Source organism: Azonexus sp. (assembly GCF_030824335.1).
Classification (GTDB): domain Bacteria; phylum Pseudomonadota; class Gammaproteobacteria; order Burkholderiales; family Rhodocyclaceae; genus Azonexus.
The window spans coordinates 26,638-40,896 of record NZ_JAVBXX010000012.1; the positions used below are offsets into that span (position 1 = coordinate 26,638).

Genomic DNA, 14,259 nt, shown 5'->3' on the forward strand with positions numbered 1-14,259 from the left:
TCTCCATCTACGTCAATTCAGGTCAGCGGAATGGCTTCGTCGCGGAAGCGTTGGCGCACTTCGAGCACTTCATCCCAAGCGCCAAGGAAAGTGCTGACGCACAGTGGATCGAAATGCGACCCCCGACCTTCTTCGAGCAGACGACAAGCGTCTTCCAGTGACCAGGCTTTCTTGTACGGCCGTTCGGAAGTGAGCGCATCAAAGACATCGGCCACTGCGACGATGCGCCCGAACAGCGGAATGGCCTCGCCGGCCAAACCGTTCGGGTAACCACTCCCGTCATACTTTTCGTGGTGCGTCAGGGCAATCTCGGCCCCCGTCTGCATGATTTCCGAACCGCTGTCCTTGAGCAGTTCATGGCCCAGTTCGGCATGCCGCTTCATTACATCGAATTCCTCAACCGTCAGGCGTCCGGGCTTCAGCAGAATGTGGTCCGGAATGCCGATCTTGCCGACATCGTGCATCGGTGCCGCCTGCAAAATCAGCTTGCAGCGGATTTCATCGAGCCCCATACGGCGGGCGATGATTTGCGAGTAATGCGCCATGCGCTGGATATGGGCACCGGTTTCCGGATCGCGAAACTCGGCGGCTCGGGAAATGCGGAAAATCAGTTCGCGCTCGCGTTCGCGGATTTCCTTCGTCCGCGCATCGACCTGTTCTTCCAGGTAGGCGGCGCGATCCGCCAGAGACTTTTGCCCGGCGCGCAGCGCCAGCATGTTGCGCGCCCGTGCCGAAAACTCGAGCCGGTCAATCGGCTTGGTCAGGAAATCATTGGCCCCGCCGAGCAAGGCTTCGTAACGCACATCCTTCTGATCGTTGGCCGTAATCATCAGCACTGGAATTTCGGCCCGACCCGGCAACTGACGAAATTCGGCGATGAAACGCAGACCGTCCATTTCCGGCATCATGTAATCGACAATGACCAGATCCGGGGCATTTTCCCTGCACCATTCAAGTGCTTTCAACGGCATATCGAACAAGATGGGCTCGCACTCGCCCAACTTCAGGACAAGCGCCCGAATCAGGGTGAGATTGATCTCACTGTCGTCAATGATCAAAACTTTATGCATATTTTCTGCCCAAGCGTTGGCGTTCCGGACGCAGTATATAATGTTGCGCCATGAAACTCCTCTTTGACCTTTTCCCGGTAATCCTCTTTTTCATCGCCTTCAAATATTCCGAGAAAAATCCGGAATTTGCCGTCGACTGGGTGGGCACGCTACTTGGCGGTGCTGCGGTCGACATCCGGCAGGCGCCCATTTTGCTGGCCACCATCGTCGTCATCGTAGCCACCGTCGCCCAGATCGTCTGGGTGCGCTGGCGACACGGCAAGGTGGACAAGATGCTCTGGGTCAGTCTTGCCCTGGTCGTCGTTTTCGGCGGCATGACGCTGATTTTCCAGAATGAAAATTTCATCAAATGGAAGCCAACCATCCTGTACTGGATTTTTGCCGGCAGCATGGCCTTTGCCAGCATCGTCATGAAAAAAAATGCCATCAAGACCATGCTCGGCGAGCAACTTAAATTGCCGGACGCTGTCTGGCAAAGGCTGAATCTGGCGTGGATCGGGTTTTTCCTGATCATGGGCGTCGTCAACCTGGTCGTTGCGTTCAATTTTCCGACCGACACCTGGGTCAATTTCAAACTGTTCGGCGGCATGGGCTTGATGTTTGTATTCATCCTGGCGCAAGGCGCCTTGCTGTCGAAATATGTCGAGGAAGAAAAGTAATGCTTTACGTGATCATCGGTGAAGATCGTGCCGGCACACTGGAACAACGCATGAATGCCCGCCCGGCGCATGTCGAACGACTGCTTGCGCTGCAACAGGATGGCCGCCTGATCCTGGCCGGCCCCTGCCCGGCGATTGACTCGCCCGACCCCGGCCCGGCCGGTTTTTCCGGCAGCGTCATCATTGCCGAATTTGCCTCGCTGGAGGCTGCCCGCAGTTGGGCCGATGCCGACCCTTATATTGCAGCCGGCGTTTATGAAAAAGTCACCGTCAAGCCGTTCAAGAAGGTTTTGCCAGCCTGATGCCGAGCACGACCGCCGAACTCCTGCGCACACGCCTGCAGGTACTGGAACCTCTTTCCGTCAATATCGAGGATGAGTCACATCGTCACGCCGGCCATGCCGGCGCGCGTGATGGCGGACATTTCATCCTTGATATCGTGGCCGGCGCATTTGCCGGAAAAAGCACGCTGGCCCGCCATCGACTGGTGTACGATGCTGCTGGCGACTTGAAAGAGTGCGGAATCCATGCTTTGGTCATCCGCGCCAAGACGCCAGACGAAGTCTAATTTTTGTTCTCTTTTTAGTTCACTCCACTCAGGACCCATTCATGTTCAAACTCACCTCCCTGGCTGCACTGCTGGTTGCCGGCAGCCTTATCTCCGCACCAGCCCTTGCCCAGGGTAAGGCATTTGCCACGGTTAACGGCCAAGCCATTTCGCAGTCGGTCTACGACGCTTTTGTCGCCGAGCAGAAAGCTCAGGGTGCCAAGGATTCCGCCGAGCTGAAGAACGCCGTCAAGGAAGAACTGGTACGCCGCGAACTGCTGGCGCAGGAAGCCAAGAAGAAGGGCCTGGACAAAAAGGCCGACATTCAGGGCCAGGTCGAACTCGCCCGTCAGGCTGTGTTGATCCGCGCCTACCTGTCCGACTATGTGCGTGCCAACCCGATCAGCGATGCACAGTTGAAGGCCGAATACGACCTGATCAAGAATTCGCTGGGTAGCACCGAATACAAGGCTCGTCACATCCTGGTCGAGAAGGAAGAAGACGCGAAAGCGATCATCGCCAAGCTGGAAAAGGGTGAAAAATTCGCCGACCTGGCCAAGCAGTCGAAAGATCCCGGCTCCAAGGACAAGGGCGGCGAACTGGACTGGAGCTCGCCGAACAGCTACGTCAAGCCGTTTGCCGAAGCCCTGCCCAAGCTGAAGAAGGGTGAGTACACCAAGGCACCGGTGAAGACCGACTTTGGTTATCACGTCATCCAGGTCGACGACAGCCGCCCGCTGACGCCGCCGAGTTTCGACCAGGTCAAGCCGCAACTGCAACAGCGTGCCGGCCAGATGCAGATCGAAAACCTGATCAAGGACCTGCGCGCCAAGGCCAAGGTCAACTAAGCCAGGCCACAGCCCTGCGACAAGCCCACCACCCGGTGGGCTTTTTTTTGTGCTGCAGCCGGCCGGGCAAAATCGGAAAAATTGATCCATCTTCATGCCATCAACGCCGGCTGGTGATCCAATGCCAGCCTGATGCGCTTTCGATTCATTTTTTTCCTGGGGTTCCTGCTGCACAGCCTGCCCGGCCAAGCCGAGCAGTTGCTGCAAACCTGGCTGGATGTCGCCCGGCCCGGCAGCGTGCTGCGCTTGCCGCCCGGCACCTACCGCGGACCGGCCATCATCGACCGGCCGCTGACGCTGGAAGGCAACGGTCAGGTGATCATCGACGGCGGCGGCAAAGGCACGGTACTGACCATCAAGGCCGATCAGGTCACGCTACGCGGGCTGCATCTGCGCAACAGCGGCGATTCGCACGATGCCATCGACGGCGCGATCATGGCCGAAGGCAAGGGCTTGCTGATCGAGAACAACGTGATCGACGATGTGCTGTTCGGCATCTCGCTGCATCGGGTCAATGCCAGCACCGTCCGCCATAACCGCATCCGCTCCCGAGCCAGCGACGCGGCCGACCGCGGCGATGGCTTTCGCCTGTGGTTCAGCACCGGTAACCGGGTCGAGCACAACGACATCCGGCGGATTCGCGACATCACGGTCAGCAACTCGCCGGACAACCGGTTCACCGGCAATCGCATTTACGACAGCCGGCGCGCCTTCAATTTTCTTTTTTCGCATCGCAGCGTCGTTGACCGCAATCATCTGGAACAGAACTCGACCGGCATCATTGCGCTCAATTCCGAAGATCTGCTGATCCGCGGCAACCGCATCCTGCACGCGATGGATGCCTCCGGCACCGGCATTGCGTTGAAGGAAACCTCGGCCGCCATCGTGGTCAACAACGAAATCGTGCATTGTGCCCACGGCATCATGGCCGATTCGCCGATGGACCCTTACAACCGCATCGTGCTGGTCAACAACCTGATCGCCCACAACCTGACCGGCATTTATTTCTACGGCGCGATGGGCGGCCATGTCGCGGTGGCCAATACTTTCCGCAACAATCTGTGGCCGGTCACCATCATTGGCGATGGCGACCCGCTGGATGACGTCTGGTGGGGCAATTACTGGGACGACTACCAGGGCTTCGACCGCAATGGCGACGGTTTCGGCGACTGGCCGCACAACCTGCTGGCCTACGCCGACCGCATCTGGATGGAAACGCCGCCGACCAAGTTTTTCCGCAACAGCATCCTGTTCGAGATGCTCGATTTCCTTGAGCGCCTGGCCCCCTTTTCATCGCCCACACTGATCCTGCGCGACCATGCGCCGCGCATGCAGCCCTATCCCGTCAAGCGCTGATCGCACGGCGCAAACCGCGCATCAACAGGCCGAGGCCGGGCATCTTCATGTACAACTCTTCCGCCGTATCCCAGTAATCGCGGTGGTAATTCACCTTGCCGTCCGCAGCGAAGCGCAGATGGGACACTCCGTGCATCGCCTGCACCTTCCCCTTTCCCCACAAGCGCACACGGTAGTAAAAAACCCAGACCAGCATCGCGCCCTTGGCATCCACGATCTGCTCGGTCACGACAAAACGCGGTTCGTCCACCTGTTTGAACATGTGACTGAAAATCCGCTGAATCGCGGCAAGGCCGCGCACTTCGTTGAACGGGTCCTTGAACCAGGCATCCTCGGCATAGAAATCGGCAAACCGGTCGATCTTGTCCTGACTCAGCTCATGATAAAAACGGATCAAGGGTTCAATTTGCATTTCAGCCTCCAGTCAGGCGACGAATCAGGGGAAAGTACCAACGGTAAGGCAAGAGGGCCAGAAACTTCATCAAACGGGTGAAACGTTTGGGAAAATGGATTTCGAAATTACCCGATTTCAGGCCGTCGACCGTAGCAATGGCCGCCTGCTCGGGGGTCAGCAAGGCCGGCATGGAAAAATCATTTTTTGCCGTCAGTTGCGTCGCAACAAAACCGGGGTTGATCAACCAGACACCGATGCCTTGCGGCGCCAGATCCTGATACAGACACTCGGCAAAATGGATCAAGGCCGCCTTGCCCGGCCCATAGGCCAGCGCCTTGGGCAAACCGCGATAACCGGCAACGCTGGCGACAAAGGCAATGCCACCGCCGGCCGGCAGATCGGCCAGCACCACTGAGGTCAGGCGCATGGCGGCGTTGAAATTGACCGTCACCACCTGCTCGGCGACGGCCAGATCGAAGTTTTCGGCACGCATCGGCACATAGTCGCCGGCCAGATAAACCACCAGATCGATGCCGCCCCAGGCGTTAACGATGCGCAGCCGGGCACCGGCCAGACTGGCCGGCTCGGTCGCATCGCAAGGCAGCAACAAGGCATCGGCCAGCCCCAGTTCCTGCAACTTGTCGAGGCGGCGGGCCGACAGGGCCAGCCGGGCGCCGCGCAGCGCCAGCGCCTGAGCCAGTGCCGCCCCGATACCGCTGGACGCGCCGACCAGCCAGACGCGCTTGCCGCGCCAGTCGTCGATCACCGGGTTCATGGCTTGCTGAAGCTGAGGCTCACTTCACCCAGGCGGAAACCCCATTTCGACATGTAAGAGCGATTGAGCATGACCTTGTCGTCGATCAGGAACATCCAGTCGTCGAAATCGACGTGATAGACCTTGCCATCGACCGGCAAGGCCAGCACATAACGCCAGCGCAGCGCATTGCCGGCAACTTCGCCGATTGCCTCGCCAACCACATCGTCGGCCCGACCGCGGAAACTGCCATCGGCCTGTTTGGTCAGCGTCCACACCCGGCGCGACTGGGTGCCATCGGACCAGCTGAAGTTTTCGTCGAGGATGCCGGTATCGCCCTCCCACTTGGCGTCGATGGCCACATGGAAACGCTTCTGCACCTCGCCGCCACGCCCCTGGAACATTCCCCAGGCATCGAGCCGGCCGTTCAGATAGGTCTGCAGGTCAAGCGCCGGTTGCTCGGCCCGGTATTGCTCGACCCCCGGCGTAGCGCAGGCGCTCAGGCCGAGTGCCAACAGGGCGGTGCTCAGTAATTTCATGGTCAAACCTCCAGAGAATGCCGCCAGCGCCACAACAGCGCCACGGCTAAAGCCTTGCACGCCAACGGCAGCAAGGCATAGGCAAAAGTCAGGGCGGGCAGCGCCTGGGTGCCGCCCGGTACGTAGCCCAGCCAGCCGAGCAAGGGCAAAGCCAGACCGGCGGCCAGCGCCAGGTTGAGCTTGGCGACGAAGTTCCATACGCCAAAGCAGGCGCCGGCCTGCCCCTGACGTTCGCCGAGGTCGGCCGCAATCGCCGCCGGCAAGGCCAGATCGGCCCCCAGCGCCAGTCCGGAAAGCAGGCAGATGACGGTAAATGCCGGCACATCGCCCGGCCCGAGCAAAGCGGCACCGGCAAAAGACAGCATCGCCAGGCCCATTGCCAGCAGCCAGGCCTGCGTCCGCCCCCAGCGCGCCGCCAGACGCACCCACAGCGGCAGCGAAGCGGCGCCCGCAACAAAATACAAGGCCAGCAACAGGCCGCTCACCGCTTCGGCCTGCAATACGTCGGCGACGTAGAAGAGAAACAAGGTCGCCGGCAAAGCGGCGGCGATGCCGTTGGCAATGAACACCAGCAACAAGCGGCGGAAGGCGGTATCGGCCAGCACCCGGCGCAGGCTGGTCAGCAACGGCACCGGGGCCACCGTTTGCGGCGAGCCCCGGCCAACGCAGGCAAAGGTGGTAAGCGCCGCAATCAACAACAAGGGCGGCAAGACCCAAGCCAGGCGGGCGACCCCCTGCGCCGGGCTGCTCGCCAGCCAGGCCGGCAATGCGGCAGCAAGCACGACGCCAAGCAGGCCGAAGCCTTCGCGTGCTGCGGTCAAGCGCGTGCGCAAGGCCGAATCAACGCCAACATCGGCGCCCCAAGCCTGATAAGCGATGGTCGCCGCCGAATAGCCGAGGTAGGTCAGCGCCAGCGACGCCAGCAACCACAGCGCCCCCTGCGTTTGCGGCGGGTTGAGCAAGGCGACAAAGCCGACGCAGAAAGGCACCAGGGCAAGCGCCAGCATTTGCCGACGCGGCAGACGATCCGCCAGCCAACCGAGCCAGGGATCGCTAAAGGCATCGAGCAGACGTGCACCGAGCAGGATGCCGCCAAGCAGTGCCAGCTCCATGCCGGTGGTCGAAGCGTAAAAACGCGGCACATGCACATAGATCGGCAATGCGGCAAAGGCCAACGGCAGGCCGAGCAGACCATAGGCCAGCACCTTGCTCATGGGTAGCGCTGCTGGCGCGGCGGTCGACGCTGGGCTGGCCGATGTTTTCGCCATCAGCCGGGCCGCTGCAGCAAGGCCGCACGCAAATCGGGGGCGCTGGTTTGCGGGTCGAGCCAGATGGCAAAGAAACGGCGGGCGAATTCGGCATCGACGATTTCGCCGAGCGGCCGGCCATTGAACAGGAAGCCGGCACGATCCGGGAGATAGACACCGAGAATATGGTCGCCCTCGCGCACATCGGGAAACAGCCTGCTCATCTGCTCGCCCCAGCGCTGCAAGGCGCCTGGCTCGGCCGCCAGTTTGCCCGCGAATCTGGCCATTTCCTTGACGCTGGCTTCGGCAATGGCACTGCCGGCAATCGTCCGCTTGTAGTCCAGACGCAGGGCCAGCGGCGGGCGCAGCGGATCGGCCGCAGCCCACAGCGTTGCCTCGTACACCAGAAAACCGAAGCGGCGAAACTGGCCGCTCCCCCAGCGCTGCAAGCCGGCGGTCGGATCGTTGCTGGCGAAAGCCAGCAAGGGGGCACCGGCCAGTGCCAGCACAAGCTGGCGCCGGCCGACATCGATTTGGCGCGCGTTTTTCGGCTTTTCCCCCGGTTGACCGCAAAATTCAGCACTGCGGGCAGCCGGCGCCACCAGATCAACGATGCGCGAGTTCAAATTGCACGACATCGATGTTTCCCGCCTTGAAACCGGCTTCGCAATAACACAGGTAAAGCCGCCAGAGCCGGCGGAAGGTTTCGTCGAAACCGAGTTGCTGGATTTGCGGCCAGTTGGTTTCGAAAGCGTGCCGCCACTCGGCCAGCGTCCGGGCGTAATCCAGACCGAAAGCGTATTCCTGCTGCACGACCAGCCCAGCCTTGGCGGCGGCCCGGCGGAAGGCGCTGCGCGACGGCAACATGCCGCCGGGAAAAATGTATTGCTGGATGAAGTCGGTGCCCTTGCGATAGGCCGGAAACAAATCGTCGCCGATGGTGATGCTCTGGATCACCGCCTTGCCGCCGGGTTTCAGCGCCTTGGCCACGGTCTGGAAATAACTGGGCCACCAGCGTTCGCCGACTGCCTCGAACATTTCAATCGACACTACATGGTCGAACTGCTCGGTCGTGTCGCGATAATCCTGCAGGCGCAAATCGGCCTGCGGCACGCGCTGCTTCGCCCAGTCCAACTGCGCCGGCGACAGGGTCAGGCCGGTCAGCTGCAAGCCGGATTGCACCGCCAGTTCGGCAAAACCGCCCCAGCCACAGCCGATTTCCAGCACCCGCTCACCGGGCTTGGCCTGCAGGCGCTGCAGGATGCGCTGGTACTTGGCGTGTTGCGCCGAGGCCAGCGAATCGGCCTGGCCATCGCGGTAAATCGCAGCGGAATAACTCATCGTCGGATCGAGCCACAGACGGTAGAAATCGTTACCCAGATCGTAGTGAGCCATGATGTTGCGCCGGCTGCCGGCGCGGTTGTTGCGGTTCAGCCAGTGGCGCACCCGGGCTGCCAGCAATTGCCGCCAGGAACCGTACAGCGCCTTTTTCAGCACGGCCCGGTTGTTCGCCAGCAAGGTCAGCAAGGCGGTCAGATCAGGCGCTTCCCACAGGCCGTCGAGATAGGCTTCAGCCAGACCGATGTCACCGCGCGCCAGCACCCGGCTGAACAGCGTTTCATCATGCACGTGCAGTGTCACGCCATGTTCGCCATCGCCGAACAAGCTTGTCGAACCGTCGGGCAGGCGAATTTCCAGCAGGCCGCCTTGCAAATTTTCGAGCAAATCAAAAACGATGCAGGTATCGCGGGCCAGACGTTCGCTGCCGCGCAGGATCAAGGTATTACTCATGGTGTCGACTCCGGAAGGGGTGGGTTGCCCGGCGCCTTGGCCGAGACAGCGCCGCGAAACGGCACGCCTTTCAGCCATAGCTTGAGGGCTTGCCAGTGAATTCGGCTGATCACGCCAAGCGTCAGGAAAGGCATTTTCAGAAAGGCGGTGAGCAGGGCTGAGACAGACCAGGCCTGCGCCTTGCCGGAAATCGAGGTGAGCAACAACTCGCCCTCGGCGTCGTCGTAATCAATGCGCGCCAGCTGCACCGCCCGGTCACGCTGAAAACGGAAGCGATAGCCGCCTTCGACTTCATTGAAGGGTGAAACATGGAAAATCTTGTTGGCCGTCATCTCGTCGCCATCGCGCAAAGCCTGTCCATCGCGATGCAGCAGATAGCTGTAACTGCCGCCAAAAGTGTTGTTGACCTCGGCCAGGATGGCGATGGTCTGGCCGGCGCGGTCATGGCAAAACCAGAAGCTGACCGGATTGAAGACATAGCCGAGGACGCGCGGAAATGTCTGCAACATGATCGCGCCATCGCTCGGCAAACCATGCTGGCGCAGCAGATTTTCGATCCAGGGCAGCAGCGGGCTGCCATCGCGCGGGCCATGGTCCTTGCTGCGGAAACTGAGCAGATTTTTGCGGTCGACCGCAAAAATCGCGCAATTTGCCGACGCCAGATCGCGCACCGGCAACTGCACGTAGAACACCGGATACACGAAGGCATTGACCGCCGGGCGCAGGCGGCGATGCATGACGTGACCGAAGAAGAGTTGCGGACGCATGATGACCCCGGAGTGTTTCACTCAGACCACTTCCAATTCACGCCGGGTGGCCGCCACGCCACCCTGCCAGGGCGCCTGAACGCCCAGCGCATTGACCACCCGCAAGGCCGATTTCAGACCATCCTCATGGAAACCGTAACTGCCCCAGGCACCGGCCAGCCAGATCCCGCCCTCGCCCTGCACGGCCGCCAGTTTTTGTTGCGCGGCAATCGCCGGGCCGTCGAAAATCGGATGGGCGTAGTCGAATTCGGCCAGCACTTTGGCGGGGTCCGGCTCACGCGCCGGGTTCAGCGTGACGATAACCGGCGTTTCAAACGGCAAGGGCTGCAGCTTGTTGATCAGGTAGGAAACGCCGACCGGTTGTTCGCCGGCTTCGCCTTGGCCGGCAAAGTAATTCCAGGCCGACCACAGCTTGCGGTCGCGCGGCAACAACGCCGGATCGGTGTGCAACACGGCACGGTTCGGCTGGTAGCGGATTGCCGCGAGGACTTGCCGTTGGCCGACACTGGCACAGGAATCGGCATCGTCGCCCAGGATGGCCAGCGCCTGATCGCTATGACAAGCCAGCACCACCTGGTCGAAACGTTCGCAGCCCTGGGCATGCGTTACCTGCAAGCCGAGCGCATCGCGCCGCACCGCCTGCACCGGGCAGGCCAGGCGGATGTCGTCGAGCTGGGCGGCAATCTTGCGCACATATTCCCGCCCGCCACCGCGCACCGTGCGCCACATCGGCCGGTCGAAGACTTGCAGCAAGCCATGGTTCTGGCAGAAACGGATGAAGGTGGCGAGTGGCATGTCGCGCATCTGGCCGGTCGGACAGGACCAGATTGCCGCAGCCATTGGCAACAGATACCAGTCGGAAAATGCCGCCGAATAGCGTCCGGCTGTCAGGAAATCGCGCAGGCTGCGCTCGTTATCCGGATGCGAAGCCAGCCAGGCCGAACTCTCGCGATTGAAGCGCAGGATGTCGGACAACATGCGCCAGAACTGCCGACTGAGCAGGTTGCGCTTCTGCCCGAAAATGGTCGCCAGATTGCTGCCGGCCCATTCCAGATGCGGATTCTCCAGGCTGACGGCAAACGACATTTCCGTTTCAACGCTGTCGACCCCCAGCAAGGCAAACAGCGCCATCAGGTTGGGATAAGTCTTCTCGTTGAACACCAGAAAACCGGTATCGACCGGATGCGTCTTGCCTTCCAGCGTCACATCGACCGTGTTGGTGTGACCACCGAGATACTGGCCGGCCTCGAACAGGGTCACCTCATGCTGGCGACTGAGCAGCCAGGCGCCGGCCAGGCCGGAAATGCCGGCACCAACGACGGCAATACGTTTCCTGGATTGGTGGGTTTGCATGCTTACCTCCCTGCTTGAGTGAGCAATTCATCGATCTTGGCCAACAGCTTCCTGGCTTCCGGTCTGGTCGAGCGTTTCATATCAAGCAACATTTTCAGCCTCTTTTGTCCTAGACAAACAACGTGTTTGTTCGTAAGATAGGCACCAACGATTCGTTTGTCAACCTTTTGTCTACATTTTGTTCAGGACAAACATGAACACCCCCAGTTTCAATATTGCCGCCGTCGAACGCGATACCGGACTCTCCAAGGACGTCCTGCGCGTCTGGGAACGGCGCTATGGGTTCCCGACGCCGGAACGCGATGCCAACGGCGAACGCTGCTATCCGCCCGACCAGGTAGAACGACTGCGCCTGATCAAACGCCTGATGGATCAAGGACATCGGCCGGGCAAACTGCTCGGCATTCCGGCCGATGAACTGAGCCAGCTGATGCCACGCCGCCAGCTTCGCCCCCCGCCCGCCACGGCCGATCTGACTGAATTGCTCGCGCTGATCAAGCAGCACGATGCGGCCGGCTTTCAACACGCCATGCAGCAACGCCTGGCGCGTCAAGGTCTGCAAGGTTTTGTCCAGGACACGGTAGCGCCGCTCACCGAACAAGTCGGCGCCGCCTGGGAAGACGGCAGTTTCGAAGTATTCGAGGAACATTTATTCACCGAACTGACCAAGCGCCTGCTCCGTCAGAGCATCAGCAGCCTGCCGGCCGGCCACGGACCACGCCTGTTGTTGACCAGCGTACCGAACGAAGAACACGTGCTCGGTCTGTTGATGGTCGAAACGCTATTCGCCCTCGAAGGCGCCGATTGCATTCCGCTCGGCCCCCAGATGCCGCTGTTCGATATCGCTCGTGCAGCCCGTGCACACGCGGCCGACATCGTCGCTCTGTCTTTCTCGCAGGCCTTCCCGCAACGGCGAATTCCCGGCCTGCTGCTGCAACTGCGCCAGGCCTTGCCGGCGAATATCGAACTATGGGTCGGCGGCGGCGGCATAGCCCGCCTGTCACCGCTCGACGGCGTGCTCCTGCTCCCCGGCTTTGCCGAAGCGCTCGACGCACTCGCCGCGTGGCGTACCGCTCGCTGATGAACGGGCAGCCTACGAGCAGTTTTCGCGGTAACAAGGCCTCTTTGCCGGAAAAAATCTGCCAATCTTGCGGTCGACCGATGGTTTGGCGCAAAAAGTGGGCGAAAAACTGGAATGAAGTGAAATATTGCTCAAGTACGTGCCAGCGCCTTGCCCGCCATCCATGAGCCGGCTCTTTCTGATCCTGGGCGATCAGCTCCACCCCGACCCGCATCCGCTGCTGGTTGATTTCGACCCGGCGCGCGACCGCCTGCTGATGATAGAAGCGGCGGAGGAATCGACCCACGTCTGGAGCCACCCGGCGCGCAGTGCCCTGTTTCTTGCCGCCATGCGCCAGCGGGCAGCGGCTTTTCGCCAGGCCGGCCAGCCGGTGATTTATCTACAACTTGGCACGCATCCGTACGCCAGCCTGGCGGCCGCCCTGTCCAGCCAGATCAGTGACGCCCGCGCCGTGGTCATGCTCGAAGCCGGCGATTACCGGGTGCAGGAAGCCCTGCTCGCCACCTGCACGGCGGCAGGCATCGCCCTGTTGATCCGCCCGGACCCGCATTTTCTCTGTTCGCTCGACGACTTCAACCGCTGGGCCGGTGACAAATCGTCATTGCGCCTGGAATTTTTCTACCGCTGGCAACGTCAGCGCCACGACATCCTGATGGACAACGGCCAGCCGCTGGGTGGTCAATGGAATTTCGATGCCGACAACCGGCAAGCCTTCGGCCGGCACGGCCCCGGTTTGCTGCCGCCCCCTCTGCGCTTCGCCCCCGACAGCATCACGTGCGGCGCACTGGCCGATGTGGCGCTTCACTTTCCCGACCATCCGGGCGACACAGCCAGCTTCGGCTGGCCGGTCACGCCAGCACAAGCCGAGGCGGCACTGGCCGACTTTGTCACGCATCGCTTGCCGGAATTCGGGCGCTGGCAGGACGCCATGTGGACCGGCCAAGCGTTTTTATGGCATTCGCTGCTGTCGACCGCACTAAATCTCAAATTACTCGATCCACGCCAGGTCATCGCCGCGACACTGGCCGCCCACGCGGCCGGCCATGTACCACTCGCCGCGGCCGAAGGTTTCATCCGGCAGATTCTCGGCTGGCGCGAATTCGTCCGCGGTATCTACTGGCGGCAAATGCCCGGCCTGGCACAAGCCAATCAATACGCCCATCAGCGCCGGCTCCCCGCCTGGTTCTGGACGGGCCGAACGCACGCCGCCTGCCTCGCTGCAACCATCGGGCAAACCTTGCAGCATGGCTACGCGCATCACATCCAGCGCCTGATGATTACCGGCAATTTCGCCCTGCTCGCCGGCCTTGAGCCGCAGCAGGTCGCCGACTGGTATCTGGCGGTCTATGTCGATGCCGTCGAGTGGGTCGAACTACCGAACACTGCGGGCATGGCCCTCAATGCCTGGCCGGGCATGACCAGCAAACCCTATTGCGCCAGCGGTGCCTACATCAACCGGATGAGCGACTACTGCCGGGGCTGCTGCTACCGGCCCAAAGAACGCAGCGGCGAGCAGGCCTGTCCGTTCACCACGCTGTACTGGGATTTTCTCGCCCGCCATGAAAACCGTTTTCGCCGCAATCCGCGCATGGCGCTGCCACTGAAGAACCTGCAAGGCTTTTCCGCCGAGGAAAGACGCTTGATCGACGAAAGGGCGCGGCATCTGCTCGATCACCTGGACGATCTCTGAACGGGACAGCAGCGCACGGAATCGCGCCGCACCACCAACCGGATGCAGCGCCTAGAGTTGCCAGGCCTCGCCGCCGCCCAGCATCTGATGGCCGCTACCGCTCAGGGAACTCAAAGCGTCCCTTCCTGCGCAGGATCGGATCACCAATACTCAGCGTCGACAG

Annotated in this window: 17 protein-coding genes; 8 read left to right on the forward strand and 9 right to left on the reverse strand. The window is 61.3% G+C overall.

Annotated features, from left to right (window positions below; genetic code table 11):
* Nucleotides 1–17: 17 nt before the first annotated feature.
* Nucleotides 18–1,070, reverse strand: coding sequence for an HD domain-containing phosphohydrolase (locus tag RCI20_RS09010; protein ID WP_306604540.1), 1,053 nt, complete (start codon nucleotides 1,068–1,070; stop codon nucleotides 18–20).
* Nucleotides 1,071–1,120: 50 nt separating this feature from the next.
* On the opposite strand from RCI20_RS09010, the gene RCI20_RS09015 reads away from it, so the two are divergent.
* From RCI20_RS09015 to nosD, 5 genes are all read left to right on the forward strand, one after another.
* Nucleotides 1,121–1,729 (forward strand): septation protein A, encoded by a 609-nt coding sequence (locus RCI20_RS09015; protein ID WP_306604543.1) that lies wholly within the window; start codon nucleotides 1,121–1,123, stop codon nucleotides 1,727–1,729.
* Nucleotides 1,729–2,031, forward strand: a complete 303-nt coding sequence (locus RCI20_RS09020; protein WP_306604546.1) for a YciI family protein — start codon at nucleotides 1,729–1,731, stop codon at nucleotides 2,029–2,031. Before RCI20_RS09015 ends, RCI20_RS09020 begins: the two co-directional genes overlap by 1 nt.
* A complete protein-coding gene (locus RCI20_RS09025) occupies nucleotides 2,031–2,297 on the forward strand; it encodes a BolA family transcriptional regulator (RefSeq protein WP_306604549.1) in 267 nt (88 codons plus the stop codon). The genes RCI20_RS09020 and RCI20_RS09025 overlap by 1 nt, the downstream gene beginning before the upstream one ends.
* A gap of 41 nt (nucleotides 2,298–2,338) precedes the next feature.
* Entirely contained in the window at nucleotides 2,339–3,124 is a 786-nt protein-coding gene (locus RCI20_RS09030) for a peptidylprolyl isomerase (protein WP_306604553.1), read from the forward strand.
* 132 nt (nucleotides 3,125–3,256) lie between these two features.
* Nucleotides 3,257–4,480 (forward strand): nitrous oxide reductase family maturation protein NosD, encoded by a 1,224-nt coding sequence (nosD, locus tag RCI20_RS09035; protein WP_306604556.1) that lies wholly within the window; start codon nucleotides 3,257–3,259, stop codon nucleotides 4,478–4,480.
* Here the strand turns inward: nosD and RCI20_RS09040 are convergent.
* The 8 genes from RCI20_RS09040 to RCI20_RS09075 are packed head-to-tail and all read right to left on the reverse strand — an operon-like array spanning nucleotide 4,470 to nucleotide 11,325.
* On the reverse strand, nucleotides 4,470–4,892 hold the full coding sequence (locus tag RCI20_RS09040) for a nuclear transport factor 2 family protein (RefSeq protein WP_306604558.1): 423 nt from the start codon (nucleotides 4,890–4,892) through the stop codon (nucleotides 4,470–4,472). The two genes, nosD and RCI20_RS09040, sit on opposite strands and share 11 nt — an antisense overlap.
* A 1-nt stretch (nucleotide 4,893) precedes the next feature.
* On the reverse strand, nucleotides 4,894–5,649 hold the full coding sequence (locus tag RCI20_RS09045) for an SDR family oxidoreductase (protein WP_306604560.1): 756 nt from the start codon (nucleotides 5,647–5,649) through the stop codon (nucleotides 4,894–4,896).
* The gene (locus tag RCI20_RS09050) at nucleotides 5,646–6,167 is read right to left on the reverse strand and encodes a DUF3833 domain-containing protein (protein ID WP_306604563.1); all 522 of its coding nucleotides are present in this window, start codon (nucleotides 6,165–6,167) and stop codon (nucleotides 5,646–5,648) included. Before RCI20_RS09050 ends, RCI20_RS09045 begins: the two co-directional genes overlap by 4 nt.
* Before the next feature lie 2 nt (nucleotides 6,168–6,169).
* The gene (locus RCI20_RS09055; RefSeq protein ID WP_306604565.1) at nucleotides 6,170–7,435 is read right to left on the reverse strand and encodes an MFS transporter; all 1,266 of its coding nucleotides are present in this window, start codon (nucleotides 7,433–7,435) and stop codon (nucleotides 6,170–6,172) included.
* Nucleotides 7,435–8,052 carry a chalcone isomerase family protein gene (locus RCI20_RS09060; protein ID WP_306604567.1) on the reverse strand — a complete coding sequence of 206 codons (618 nt, stop codon included), beginning with the start codon at nucleotides 8,050–8,052 and terminating at the stop codon, nucleotides 7,435–7,437. The genes RCI20_RS09055 and RCI20_RS09060 overlap by 1 nt, the downstream gene beginning before the upstream one ends.
* On the reverse strand, nucleotides 8,021–9,205 hold the full coding sequence (locus RCI20_RS09065) for a cyclopropane-fatty-acyl-phospholipid synthase family protein (RefSeq protein WP_306604569.1): 1,185 nt from the start codon (nucleotides 9,203–9,205) through the stop codon (nucleotides 8,021–8,023). The genes RCI20_RS09060 and RCI20_RS09065 overlap by 32 nt, the downstream gene beginning before the upstream one ends.
* Complete coding sequence (locus RCI20_RS09070; RefSeq protein ID WP_306604571.1) at nucleotides 9,202–9,972, reverse strand: DUF1365 domain-containing protein; 771 nt, start codon at nucleotides 9,970–9,972, stop codon at nucleotides 9,202–9,204. Before RCI20_RS09070 ends, RCI20_RS09065 begins: the two co-directional genes overlap by 4 nt.
* A 21-nt stretch (nucleotides 9,973–9,993) precedes the next feature.
* On the reverse strand, nucleotides 9,994–11,325 hold the full coding sequence (locus RCI20_RS09075; protein WP_306604573.1) for an NAD(P)/FAD-dependent oxidoreductase: 1,332 nt from the start codon (nucleotides 11,323–11,325) through the stop codon (nucleotides 9,994–9,996).
* A 193-nt stretch (nucleotides 11,326–11,518) separates the two neighbouring features.
* Between RCI20_RS09075 and RCI20_RS09080 the strand changes: the two genes are divergently transcribed.
* Genes RCI20_RS09080 through RCI20_RS09090 form a run of 3 tightly spaced genes read left to right on the forward strand, consistent with a single transcriptional unit; the run spans nucleotide 11,519 to nucleotide 14,096 of the window.
* Nucleotides 11,519–12,406, forward strand: coding sequence for a MerR family transcriptional regulator (locus RCI20_RS09080; RefSeq protein WP_306604575.1), 888 nt, complete (start codon nucleotides 11,519–11,521; stop codon nucleotides 12,404–12,406).
* Nucleotides 12,406–12,573 (forward strand): DUF2256 domain-containing protein, encoded by a 168-nt coding sequence (locus RCI20_RS09085; RefSeq protein WP_306604662.1) that lies wholly within the window; start codon nucleotides 12,406–12,408, stop codon nucleotides 12,571–12,573. Before RCI20_RS09080 ends, RCI20_RS09085 begins: the two co-directional genes overlap by 1 nt.
* On the forward strand, nucleotides 12,570–14,096 hold the full coding sequence (locus RCI20_RS09090; RefSeq protein WP_306604577.1) for a cryptochrome/photolyase family protein: 1,527 nt from the start codon (nucleotides 12,570–12,572) through the stop codon (nucleotides 14,094–14,096). The genes RCI20_RS09085 and RCI20_RS09090 overlap by 4 nt, the downstream gene beginning before the upstream one ends.
* Nucleotides 14,097–14,259 lie beyond the last annotated feature (163 nt).

Excerpts from the sequence above, each read along its gene's own strand:
- RCI20_RS09010 (WP_306604540.1), bottom strand. The coding sequence starts at position 1,070 with ATGCATAAAGTTTTGATCATTGACGACAGTGAGATCAATCTCACCCTG.
- RCI20_RS09015 (WP_306604543.1), top strand. The coding sequence starts at position 1,121 with ATGAAACTCCTCTTTGACCTTTTCCCGGTAATCCTCTTTTTCATCGCC.
- RCI20_RS09020 (WP_306604546.1), top strand. The coding sequence starts at position 1,729 with ATGCTTTACGTGATCATCGGTGAAGATCGTGCCGGCACACTGGAACAA.
- RCI20_RS09025 (WP_306604549.1), top strand. The coding sequence starts at position 2,031 with ATGCCGAGCACGACCGCCGAACTCCTGCGCACACGCCTGCAGGTACTG.
- RCI20_RS09030 (WP_306604553.1), top strand. The coding sequence starts at position 2,339 with ATGTTCAAACTCACCTCCCTGGCTGCACTGCTGGTTGCCGGCAGCCTT.
- nosD (WP_306604556.1), top strand. The coding sequence starts at position 3,257 with ATGCGCTTTCGATTCATTTTTTTCCTGGGGTTCCTGCTGCACAGCCTG.
- RCI20_RS09040 (WP_306604558.1), bottom strand. The coding sequence starts at position 4,892 with ATGCAAATTGAACCCTTGATCCGTTTTTATCATGAGCTGAGTCAGGAC.
- RCI20_RS09045 (WP_306604560.1), bottom strand. The coding sequence starts at position 5,649 with ATGAACCCGGTGATCGACGACTGGCGCGGCAAGCGCGTCTGGCTGGTC.
- RCI20_RS09050 (WP_306604563.1), bottom strand. The coding sequence starts at position 6,167 with ATGAAATTACTGAGCACCGCCCTGTTGGCACTCGGCCTGAGCGCCTGC.
- RCI20_RS09055 (WP_306604565.1), bottom strand. The coding sequence starts at position 7,435 with ATGGCGAAAACATCGGCCAGCCCAGCGTCGACCGCCGCGCCAGCAGCG.
- RCI20_RS09060 (WP_306604567.1), bottom strand. The coding sequence starts at position 8,052 with ATGTCGTGCAATTTGAACTCGCGCATCGTTGATCTGGTGGCGCCGGCT.
- RCI20_RS09065 (WP_306604569.1), bottom strand. The coding sequence starts at position 9,205 with ATGAGTAATACCTTGATCCTGCGCGGCAGCGAACGTCTGGCCCGCGAT.
- RCI20_RS09070 (WP_306604571.1), bottom strand. The coding sequence starts at position 9,972 with ATGCGTCCGCAACTCTTCTTCGGTCACGTCATGCATCGCCGCCTGCGC.
- RCI20_RS09075 (WP_306604573.1), bottom strand. The coding sequence starts at position 11,325 with ATGCAAACCCACCAATCCAGGAAACGTATTGCCGTCGTTGGTGCCGGC.
- RCI20_RS09080 (WP_306604575.1), top strand. The coding sequence starts at position 11,519 with ATGAACACCCCCAGTTTCAATATTGCCGCCGTCGAACGCGATACCGGA.
- RCI20_RS09085 (WP_306604662.1), top strand. The coding sequence starts at position 12,406 with ATGAACGGGCAGCCTACGAGCAGTTTTCGCGGTAACAAGGCCTCTTTG.
- RCI20_RS09090 (WP_306604577.1), top strand. The coding sequence starts at position 12,570 with ATGAGCCGGCTCTTTCTGATCCTGGGCGATCAGCTCCACCCCGACCCG.